This is a genomic window from Aquirufa sp. ROCK-SH2 (genome assembly GCF_054558315.1).
Window position 1 is genome coordinate 5,936 of sequence record NZ_JBPXKB010000008.1, and the last position, 12,295, is coordinate 18,230.

Sequence of the window (12,295 nt, forward strand, 5' to 3'; positions counted from 1 at the left end):
TTTAGACGTAGTAACATTGGCATCAGCTATCTTAGCTGTTGTTACATTGGAGTCGGCGATTTTTCCAGTTGTAATATTCGCATCTTTGATGTCGGCTGTTTGAACTTCTCCATCTTTGATTTTATCTGTTGTAATCGCATCTGCTTCTAATTTCGCATTCGTTACATTTAAATCGGCAATTTTAGCTGTTGTTACATTCGCATCAGCAATCTTGGCCGTTGTTACATTCGCATCAGCAATCTTAGCCGTTGTAACCGCAGCATCAGCTATTTTAGCTGTTACTATTCCTAGATCTTTAACTTTATATGGACTGGCAGTGGTTCCAGCTCCTTCGATGCTAGTTAAATCAGTTACACCTCCAAAATCATCTTTATTCAACCATGCTACCATTCCAGTTGCATCGGTAACCAAGACTGTATTATTGGCTCCAGCTGCAATTTTAGACGTAGTAACATTGGCATCAGCTATCTTAGCTGTTGTTACATTGGAGTCGGCGATTTTTCCAGTTGTAATATTCGCATCTTTGATGTCGGCTGTTTGAACTTCTCCATCTTTGATTTTATCTGTGGTAATCGCATCTGCTTCTAATTTCGCATTCGTAACATTTAAATCGGCAATTTTTCCAGTTGTTACATTCGCATCCGCAATCTTGGCCGTTGTTACATTCGCATCGGCAATCTTCGATGTCGTTACTGCCGCATCAGCGATTTTTGCTGTTACTATTCCTAGATCTTTAACTATATACGGACTGGCAGTGGTTCCAGCTCCTTCGATTGTAGTTAAATCAGTTACACCTCCAAAATCATCTTTATTCAACCATGCTACCACGCCAGTTCCATCAGTTACCAAAACTGTATTATTTGCACCAGCCGCAATTTTTGCAGTCGTTACATTGGCATCTTTGATGTCGACTGTTTGAACTTCACCATCTTTGATTTTATCTGTGGTAATCGCATCTGCTGCTAATTTCGCATTCGTTACATTCAAATCAGCAATTTTTCCAGTTGTTACATTCGCATCCGCAATCTTAGCCGTTGTTACGTTCGCATCAGCAATCTTAGCCGTTGTAACCGCAGCATCTGCGATTTTTGCTGTTACTATTCCCAAATCTTTTACTTTAAAAGGGCTGGCCGTTGTTCCTGCTCCTTCGATGCTAGTCATATCCGCCACTGCACCAAAACTATTTTTATCCAACCAAGCAACAGCACCCGTAGCATCTGTAACTAAAACTGTATTACTCGTTCCTGCTGCTATTTTATTGGTAGTAACTGCCGCTTCTGCAATTTTTCCATTCGTTACATTTAAATCGGCAATTTTAGCTGTAGTTACATTGGCATCTTTGACATCAGCTGTTTGAACTTCACCATCTTTGATTTTATCTGTGGTAATGGCATCTGCTGCTAATTTCGCATTCGTTACATTTAAATCCGCAATTTTAGCAGTAGTAACATTGGCATCTGCAATCTTGGCCGTTGTTACGTTCGCATCAGCAATTTTAATGGTGGTAACCGCAGCATCAGCGATTTTAGCTGTTACTATTCCTAAGTCTTTTACTTTGAAAGGGCTGGCCGTTGTTCCTGCTCCTTCGATGCTAGTCATATCTGCCACTGCACCAAAACTATTTTTATCTAACCAAGCAACGGCACCAGTCGCATCTGTTACTAAAACTGTTGAATTAGCACCTTTTTCTATTTTCGCTGGAGTTACGGCTTGATTAGCAATTTTGTCAGTTATAACTGCATAATTTTTAATTTTGATGGTTTCAATAGCATCATCAGCAATATCCCCTACCACGATGGTTCCATCAGCAATTTTAGCGCTTGTTACAGCACTAGCAGCTATTTTAGCTGTCGTAATTCCTAAATCTGCTACATCAGCAGTTTCCACTGAGCCATCTATAATTTTAGCCGTAGTTACCGAATTATCTGCTAATTTATCTGTATTAACGGCGCCTGAAGTAATGATTGGTGCACTAGCCGTAGTTCCTGAACCTGCCAAATCACCTCCTAATTTCACCTTACCTAAAACACTGGATGTTGCCTCAGGGGTTGCTCCTGAAACAGTTGCATCTACATAGGTTTTAACTGCTAATTGAGTGGGGTATTTGATGTCCGTTGGGGTACTTCCTCCTAAATCTGTGGCAGTTGATTTATTATTAATAGTCTCCGCATCAACTACATCTGCCACTGGAATCGTAGCAGTGGTAGTCAAAGGATTAGTTCCATCCGCTTTTACATAACCCGCGGCTAAGGTTGTAACACCTGTACCACCATGCGCAACACCGATGGTTGATGCATTCCAAGTTCCAGCTGTCACAGTTCCTAAAGTTGTAATCGATGATTGTCCAACATAATTGGAAGCTATATCTACTGTTGGAGTGGTTGTTACATTACTAACCACAACTCTGTTTGCTGTGCCAGAAACATTCGTCACTGTACCAATGGTTGAGTTCAATACACCATTATTCATAGTTAAACCTGTTCCCAATGAGATTTCAGTTAATGAGGTTCCTCCATTGCTTCCAGTTCCTAATAAAAGGCTTTGTGCAGAAAGATTTTGAATTTTATTGTATGTAACCGCATGATCAGTAATAGTTGTAGCCACTGTTCCTGAAACGGTTGTTACATCCCCAGTTAAAGCGGGTAAGGTAGCAACGGGCAAGGTAGTCAAGGCTTCGATACTTCCCGATCCAGTGGAACTTCTACCTAACACGACATTTGTTGAAACATCTTGCATTTTAGGGAAGGTAATTGCTTTATTATTAACCAAAGGATTGGTCGCAGAACCTGTCAAGTCACCCGCCAATTGAATTTTACCTGTTGCCAATGCGGTGGCATCTGGCGTTGCTGCAGAAACTCTTGCATCTACATAATCTTTATTGACTAGGTCTGTATTATTTACAGGAGCATCCGCCATGGTTGCTTTGGTACCTGTTGGAAAAATCAAATTTCCAGCCATGGTACTTCCAGCCAATTGAACATATCTTGCATCCAAAGAAGCTTGATTTGGAGTTACCTCATTCCAAGTTCCACTTGCACCTCCTGTACTGATAAAGGTTCTTCCATTATCACTGGCAGTTGCTCCTGTTTCACCAGAAACGACATAAATATCACCATTATTCGTCCCAGCTACTGCTGGTCGATTGGCCAATAAACCTGTTGTAACCATACCAAAAGCGATGGCAACGTTGCCAGTTGTTGGGTCTGGTGTATTTCCATTTACGGTGTGTACTGCACCCGTTACGTCTTGCCATGGAATGTTAGAAACGGTAGAAAGTGAACTTGCTCCACCTTTTACATAGCCACTTGATAAAGTAGTTGCCCCAGTTCCTCCATTGGCAATTGGCATTACTGCAGAACCAGAAATAGTTCCGTTTAATACGGGACTAGTAAGTGTCGGTGTTGAAATATTAGGACTTGTTCCCAATACGACATTTCCTGTTCCTGTGGTAGGTAATTCTTGAGGCGTCGTAATTCCGCCAGACATATTACCCAACACTTTTTGGTCGGCTATATTGGGTAATCCTGTTAAACTATTGATGGCATTGGTACCTCCAAATTTGGTGTCTACATACGCTTTCACTGCATTTTGAGTTGGATAAGCGGTATTACTCGTACCTAAATTGACATTCGAATCTTTATTTGCTACATCTTCTTTTAAATTCAAAGCTGTTTGGGTAGATGTTCCAACGGCACTATTTGTATGTGCATCAACATACGTTTTAACTGCTAATTGAGATGGATATAAAACATCACTTGAGCTTGTATTTCCTAAATCGGTGGCCGTTGATAAATTAGATATACTTTGTCCATCCACAATATCAGCCACAGGAATCGTAGGACTAGAGGTCATTGGAGAGGCCCCGTTGCCTTTGATATAACCTGTTAAAGTGGCAGCATTTCCTGTACCTCCATTGGCGACATCTACTACTCCATTGACATTTTGGGCATTTCCAGGTATACTACCTGTAACTTTTGAACCACTTACAGAATTAATTTTTGCATCTGTAACAGCTAAATTGGCAATTTTTGCTGTTTCAACACTTGCTGCAGCTAATTTAGTGGAACTAACAGATAGATCTTCCAAATTAATCGTTTTCACTTCGCCGTTTCCTATTTTAATACTAGTAACCGCTCCAGTAGATAATTTATTGGTATTCACAGCCCCGTCAACGATTTTAGCATTGGTCACAGCAGCATCTTCTATCTTGGCAGTCGTAACTGCGGCATTTGCTAGTTTGTTCGTAGTAATTACTGCATCTGAAATTACTGGCGCAGCTGCTGTCGTACCTACACCATTTAAATCTCCTCCTAATTGAATTTTACCTTTTGAAGTGGTTGTAGCATCTGGGATAGCTGCATTGGCAAATTGTGTATCTACATAATTCTTAACTGCATTTTGCGTTGGAAACAAAGTAGAACTTGTTCCTAAATTCACATCATTGGATTTATTGGCAGTTGGTTCAGCACCTAAATTAGTCAAAGCACCCGTTGAAGTTGTTGCTCCCGTCCCACCGTTGGCAACACTAATTGTTTCTCCAATTTTAGCGTTGTTAATCGCTCCATTGGCAATTTTAGCATTGGTTACAGCACCATCATTGATTTTATTCGTTGTAATGGCATTATCCGAAATAACGGGTGCAGCTGCAGTTGTGCCTACCCCGTTCAAGTCGCCACCCAACTGAATTTTACCTTTGGTCGTTGTGGTTGCATCCGGAATAGCTGCATTGGCAAATTGATTATCAACATACGTCTTTACGGCTGCTTGTGTTGGATACTTGGAAGTACTTGTTCCCAAGGCTGCATCGTTTGATTTATTGGAAAGATCTTCTTTTAACAATAAGCCTGGTACCGTTGGATTTTGGGCATCTCCAGCTAAATCACCTGCTAACCTGATTTTACCTTTGGTGGAAGCATTGGCATCTACAACTCCTGCTGCTAAAGCAGATTGAACAAATTCAGTAGTTGCAATGGCAGTTGAATTGTCATTTAGGGATTGAGTTACCGCCTTCGTTGTACTTGGAAATTCAGGTGTACCTGTGAATACAGGAGAATTAATATTTGCTTTCAAATCTAAATTTGCTTGGAAAGCAAGCCCAGTTACTGATGCATCCACATAGTCTTTGATAGCTTTTACTGTAGGATACTTGGTTTGAGAACCTGCATTTCCAGTAATATCCGTCGTTTTATTGGCTAATTCTTCTTTGTTTGCTAATGCTGGAACTCTAGGCAAATCGGCAGTACCGGCCAAATCTCCCGCTAATTGTACTTTTCCTTTAGCAAGTGTTGTAGCATCTGGAGCACCTGTTGCAATGGCATCTTGAATTGTGACATCTACATAGGTTTTAACTGCTTTTTGAGAAGGGTAAAGCGTATTACTTGGATTCGCATTTCCTAAATCTGTGGCAGTAGATTTATTACTTAAAACTTCATATGTATTACCTAAGCCCCAAATTTGATATTGTAAATTATCTGTTTTGTTATTTAGAGTGGTATTATTTTGAGTTATTTGGTTTTGTTGATTGGCTAGGGTTTGATTAATTGCGGTTATTTGACTTGTATTTCCAGCAATTTTAGAAGTTAAATTGGTATTAACAGAATCAATTTTTGTATTCAAAGTGGTGGAACTTTTTTCCAAAGTGGTGATTTTGCTATCGTGAATCGCAAGTTTATTATTAATTAATGCCAAAGAGTCATCTTGAGCCGTGTTTTTTATTTTTATAGCAGCAATATCAATTTCATTGGTAGTAACTCGCTTTTCTAAATCAACAATTGATTGATTAATTACTGAAAATTTATCGGTTGTTTCTTGTTTTAAATTAGCAATATCCGTTGTGTTTTGACCGATATTTTTACGCAAAGGATCTAAATCTTTATCCACTAAATAGCCAACATCATTCCCAAAATAAGATAAATCTTTAGGAGCATCGTTTACATTTTTATAGTCAACAGAACCTGCATAAAAAGCATAAGGAGTATAATTAAAAGCCTGTATACTAACCTGTTGAAAAGTAGCACAATTGTCGAAACTAACCGAAACCTGTAAACTTTTGATGGTCGCGTCCCACACAATACTCTCAAATGTGTTATATTTGGTCACTAAACTAGTTTTGGTTCCTGAGCCAATGGTTAAATTGACAAGACCAAAATCATCTGTTTTGGTTTTTTGAACCTCTTCAAATTCGATAGTACTTCCTTTCAAAATACCAAATTTGATACAAACATCAGAATTTACTAAAGGCTGTCCTGTAATTGCGACTCCAGGAATATCAATGGCTTTCGGGTCTATGATAACTGCTTGGTAATTCATTCCTTTCTTTTGTGCGAAAGTGGCTAAAGAAATTAAAATGAAAACAATGGTTAAGTGTAATTTATTCATCGGGCTAGTCAATTAATCTATCTTAGAAGTGATTTAATTAGAATATATTATTTGGTCATTTTAAAATTTAATCCAAAGGCAAAAGTTGAAGCGGAAAAATCTAATTTTCCAGTTTCAGCTTTTGAGCTTATTAAAGTTTTTTGATTTTGGTATTTGATAAAAAATGCAACGCTGGAATTCACTTGTTTAATCAATTCCAAAGAATATCCACCAAAAAATTTAACAGATGAAAACTGCTCATTGTTGCCAAGGTCGTAATAGTTAGATCCTAGCATTTGAATACCTTGCAACATTTTTTGAGCATTTAATTCAAGCTTTGTTCCTAGTTTAAAGCCTTTACTTAGGTTAAATTCTGGACCAAATCCAGCGTTAAATCCAATAAAATCCGTTTTATAATCGAAAGCAATATTTTGTACTCCCCCGTTGGTATTATATTGATTATACACCAATCCAAAATCATAATGCAAGACACTTAAGACTTTGGCCAAACTTGGGTGCTGTTTGTAATAAGCGCCTTTTTCAGAACCACTGGAAATTAAAGCTAGGGTGTCAACCAAAGCACTTCTACGACGCATGTTCATGTGAATACCAGACCCTGGTTTCAAGAAATCTACAGAAACACCTTGCGTATTGACAAGATAATAGTTGGAGAGATTTGAACCAATGGCAAATTGATAATCTTGAGCAAATCCATCCTTCCAAACAGTGAGGAAAAACAGTAAAGCAAAACACCAAAATTTCATTTTTTTTACGGTCATCATATTCAGATAAAATTTATTTATTTAGAAGTTCTTTTTCTTTCACAAATTCATCAACACGCTTTTTCGGTTTAATCGTAAAACGCAAAGCAAACTCATGAGTTTGGGATGAAATTTTAGAAATTTGAGATATCGGATTTTCGAAAACATATCCAAGATTAAGCGTATTGGATAATTGGAATCCAAGTCGAATTCCATAACTATCTAAATATCGGTAGGTCACTCCTACATCTAATTTCTTAGAAAGATTTGCATTTATATTAGCATCAAAACTCAAGGGAACATCTTTTCCCATACGAATCAAAGCACTCGGATATAAATTAATTTGATTTGTCAAAGCCACTTTGGTTCCAACCTGAGCGAAGGTGTACACAATATCTTTAAAGGCACCATTTCCTGAAAATTCATATTTCAAAATTCGGGGTTGTGAAACACTGATAAACAAACCATCCCCTTTAGAAAATTTAATTCCCCAACCTACATTCGGGTCAAATCCTGTAGTTCTGTTTTTTGAAAACAACTCATCTCCTTCATGAACCAAATCAACTTTGGTAAAATCTAGTGCCAAATTCAAAAACCCTCCTCGAATACCTCCACTCATGTTCCATTTTGAATTTAATCGAACATGATAGGCAAAATCGGCAGCGATGTTCGTGACCGTCATTGGACCAGCTTGATCCTGATAAGCAATAAAACCAATACCTTTATTGTATTTCCAATTAATATTGGCTGTTACACCCAATGTTTTAGGCGCCCCATCTAAACCAACCCACTGCTGACGATTGGAAACAATAATTTCACTATTTTCAGTAGTACCAGATTGCACTGGACTTAAATATTGAGGATTAAGCTTATACAAAGAATACATTGCCTCAATCTGCGAATGTGCAAAGAAGGAAGAACATAAAAAGGATATGAATAAAATTTGGGCAAAGAATGTCCCTGAACTAATTTGGATAACTTTTTTAAAAGTTACACTTAGCTTATTAGTGATTAAATCTGATATTACAAAATACATTTAATTAGGTGGTTATTAAAGTGTGGTGAAATTAATCTTGGTTTATTAATTATAATGGCACTTATTCATTTAATGGCTTTTACTAAAAATATCCAATTAGTGACACGAAAATTTACGGCAATTAGTAAAATTTCTATTTTCAAAAAATATCAAAAAATTAGAAGAAAAAACACTTTAATTCAAAAGCACTCATTTACAACAATTTAATGGATCAAAAAATCAAATATTTTTCAATAAAACGTTCAAAGTTAATCAAAATAAATTTGATATTTTTTGCAAAATCACATTTTTATTTGATAAGCACTGGAAATTAGCAACAAAAAAGCCTATTTAAAATGAGTTTAAATAGGCTTTTTGAATAATTTATCACTAAGATAAATGCAGGAAATAGCAGAAAAATGCAATTTTTGACAGAAGAGAAGAGAGAGAAAAGAGAAAAGAGAAAAGAAACCTCTTACCTATTACCTATTACCTCTTACCTCTTACCTCAACCATCTATTTCTCCAATCGATTGATATATACATAGGCTCCAATGTTTGGTCGGGTACCCATGAAATCGATAACATAATAATAGGTGCCATCTGGCAACAATCCGTCTGTAGATAGTAAATCAAACGCATGAGTAGTTTGACCTGTCCAGTTGTTTTGATAATTCTCTGATTCATAAACCACATTACCCCAACGATTCAAGATGGTTAACTTATTTTTATGATTGCTTAAAATACCTGGTATAATCAAACGATCATTTTTACCATCTCCATTCGGTGAAATACCTTTTGGTAAGAATACATTGCATTGGTCTGGATCTATTCGATTCGGAATACCATCTTTATCGCAATCGATCAAATTACCATAATCGATATCATCCTCTAATTTATCAGGTATTCCATCTCCATCGGAATCCAAATCTTGAAAATCGGGTTGACCATCTTTGTCGGTATCAACTGGATTTTTACAATCTGTTCCTGCCTCGATATTGTCACTATATGTGTCATTGTCCGCGTCTAAATCCATGTAATCCTGCGTTCCATCGTTATCAGTATCAACAGGTTTAGCACAATCTTTACCTGCTTCTTTTGCATCGGGAATACAATCGTTATCAGAATCTGTATCCCGGAAATTATAGATTCCATCACCATCCGTATCCAAAGGCTTATTACATTTAGGACCCACTTCCACAGCATCAGGAATACAATCTCCATCTGAATCTGAATCTAAATAATCTGCTAATCCATCTTTATCTGTATCAACAGGGTTCAAACAATTTCCATCTGCTTCAATCAAGTCAGAGATACAATCATTATCCGAATCAGTATCCTGATAATTTGGAAGGCCGTCCTTATCTGTATCCATTGGGATACTACAATCTGGACCCACTTCTACCTGATCACTCATGCAATCATTATCCGAATCAGTGTCTCTATAATCAGGTAATCCATCGCCATCAGTATCTACTGGTTTAGCACAATTTGCACCAACTTCCAAAGCATCTTTGATACAATCATTATCCGAATCCGTATCCTTATAATCTGGCAAACCATCTCCATCAGTATCTAATGGATTGTTGCAATCTGGCCCAACTTCCAATGAATCCTTGATGCAGTCATTGTCTGAATCCGTGTCTTTGTAATCTGGAATACCATCGCCATCCGTATCTACTGGATTGTTGCAATCTGCTCCAGCCTCTTTATGATCACTGATACAGTCATTGTCTGAATCCGTATCTCTATAATCTGGAATGTCATCACCATCCGTGTCGATTGGCTTATTGCAATCTGCTCCAGCTTCTTTATGATCACTGATGCAGTCATTGTCTGAATCCGTGTCTTTGTAATCTGGAATACCATCGCCATCCGTATCTACTGGATTGTTGCAATCTGCTCCAGCCTCTTTATGATCATTGATGCAGTCATTGTCTGAATCCGTGTCTCTATAATCTGGAATACCATCACCATCTGTATCTACTGGATTGTTGCAATCTGCTCCTGCTTCTAAATGATCACTGATGCAGTCATTGTCTGATTCTGTATCTCTATAATCTGGAATACCATCGCCATCGGTATCTACAGGTATGTCACAATCTAGTCCTACCTCTTTGTGGTCACTGATACAGTCATTGTCCGAATCCGTATCCTTGTAATCTGGAATGCCGTCACCATCTGTATCTACTGGTTTGTTACAATCAGATCCCACTTCTTTGTTATCACTAATACAGTCATTATCAGAATCCGTGTCTTTAAAGTCTGGAATACCATCTCCATCTGTATCTACTGGATTATTACAATCTACGCCAACCTCCATCGAATCTTTGATACAATCATTATCCGAATCCATATCCTTGTAATCAGGAATGCCATCACCATCCGTATCCACTGGTTTATTGCAATCCAATCCAGCTTCTTTATGATCACTGATGCAGTCATTGTCTGAATCTGTGTCTTTGTAATCCGGAATGCCATCGCCATCTGTATCAACAGGTTTATTACAATCCGTTCCAACTTCTACTGAATCTTTGATACAGTCATTATCCGAATCTGAATCTTTGTAATCTGGAATACCATCACCATCCGTATCCACTGGATTATTACATTCAGACCCAACTTCTTTATTATCACTTATACAGTCATTATCAGAATCCGTGTCTTTAAAGTCTGGAATTCCATCTCCATCGGTATCTACTGTATTATTACAATCTCCACCTATCTCCTTGTTATCACTGATACAATCATTGTCTGAATCTGTATCTCGGTAATCAGGAATACCATCTGCATCTGTATCCACTGGATTATTACAATCCATACCTACTTCTTTGGCATCACTTATGCAATCATTGTCTGAATCCAAATCCAAATAATTAGGTACACCATCTTTATCTGTATCAATTGGATTGGAACAATTTCCAATTTCAATAACATCAGGAATACAATCATTATCGGAATCCGTATCTCGATAATTAGGAATATTATCCCCATCCACATCATTGGTTAATTCAATGATATCTGGAAGACAATCATTATCTGAATCTAGATCCAAGAAATCAGCTAAACCATCCTTATCGGTATCTGGAACTTCAGTAGGTATTCCACCCATCGAACGTTCTAATATATCGGCTAAACCATTGTTATTTTCATCCTTGAAAACACCATTTTTATCTACTCTTCCATCTAAATTTTCATCTGTATGTGCACGATACAAAGCCAAAGCTTCCCACGCATCTAGAATATTGTCACCATCACTATCCAAATCAAGGTAATTTGGCGTTCCATCTTTATCTTGGTCGCTAACAGTTTCTCTACTATCTAAAATTCCATCATTGTCAGAATCAAGATCTAAATAATTGGCATCCTTATCACCATCGCTATCTCTATTTTGTTCAGTTCGGTCAGAGATTCCGTCTGCATCTGAATCCTGATCTAGGAAATTAGGAATTCCATCTCCATCAAAATCTTGGCAAGTATGAATTGCACCAAAACATTCCATTGAATTAGAAATACCATCATTATCACAATCCGACTCCTTAAAGAATTCATATTGAGGTGTACCATCCGCTGGAATTACATTATTTATACCCCCGATACAGAAGTTCAATGGTTCAGGATCTGTTTCGTTTGGATTTCCATCTCCATCACAATCAATTAACTTCCATGCTGCCGACCTTGGTAGGGTAACATGTGAAGTAATATAATCACAACCATTATTAGGATCCGTATGATCCAATGCTTCTTGATCATTGCTCACTCCATCTCCATCAAAATCTTGAGATACAGCAATCCTAATTGTTTGAAATGTACTTTGACAACCACTTGTTGAGACAGCTGCTACTTTAATCAATCCTCCTGTGTTTCCAGCTACAACATGAATACTATCCACGTTAGATACACCTGTAAAACCAGTAGGTAATTGCCACAAGTAAGAGGCTGCGCCTTCCACTGGAGTCACATGATAAGTACCCCCAACACCTACTCCTAGAATGGTTGGCCCATTAATTTCACTAGGCATGTTGACATGACCAGCAACAATCACCGTAAAAGTAGTTCTCGCACTTTCCATATTTTGTAAGGTCTGACTCACATAATAATGGAAGGTTCCTGAACTATCCGTTGATGGTGTTGGTGCTGTCATACTCGAAGTCCCTCCCGTT

General features: G+C 37.8%; 4 protein-coding genes. All 4 read right to left on the reverse strand.

Annotated features, from left to right (window positions below):
* The coding region (locus V7S79_RS12100; RefSeq protein WP_459490856.1) for a beta strand repeat-containing protein at positions 1-6,378 on the reverse strand (6,378 nt) is incomplete at its 3' end.
* Positions 6,379-6,425: 47 nt separating this feature from the next.
* A complete protein-coding gene (locus V7S79_RS12105) occupies positions 6,426-7,121 on the reverse strand; it encodes a hypothetical protein (RefSeq protein WP_459490857.1) in 696 nt (231 codons plus the stop codon).
* Between the two features lie 31 nt (positions 7,122-7,152).
* On the reverse strand, positions 7,153-8,154 hold the full coding sequence (locus V7S79_RS12110; RefSeq protein ID WP_459490858.1) for a PorP/SprF family type IX secretion system membrane protein: 1,002 nt from the start codon (positions 8,152-8,154) through the stop codon (positions 7,153-7,155).
* A gap of 495 nt (positions 8,155-8,649) precedes the next feature.
* The coding region (locus V7S79_RS12115) for a T9SS type B sorting domain-containing protein (RefSeq protein ID WP_459490859.1) at positions 8,650-12,295 on the reverse strand (3,646 nt) is incomplete at its 5' end.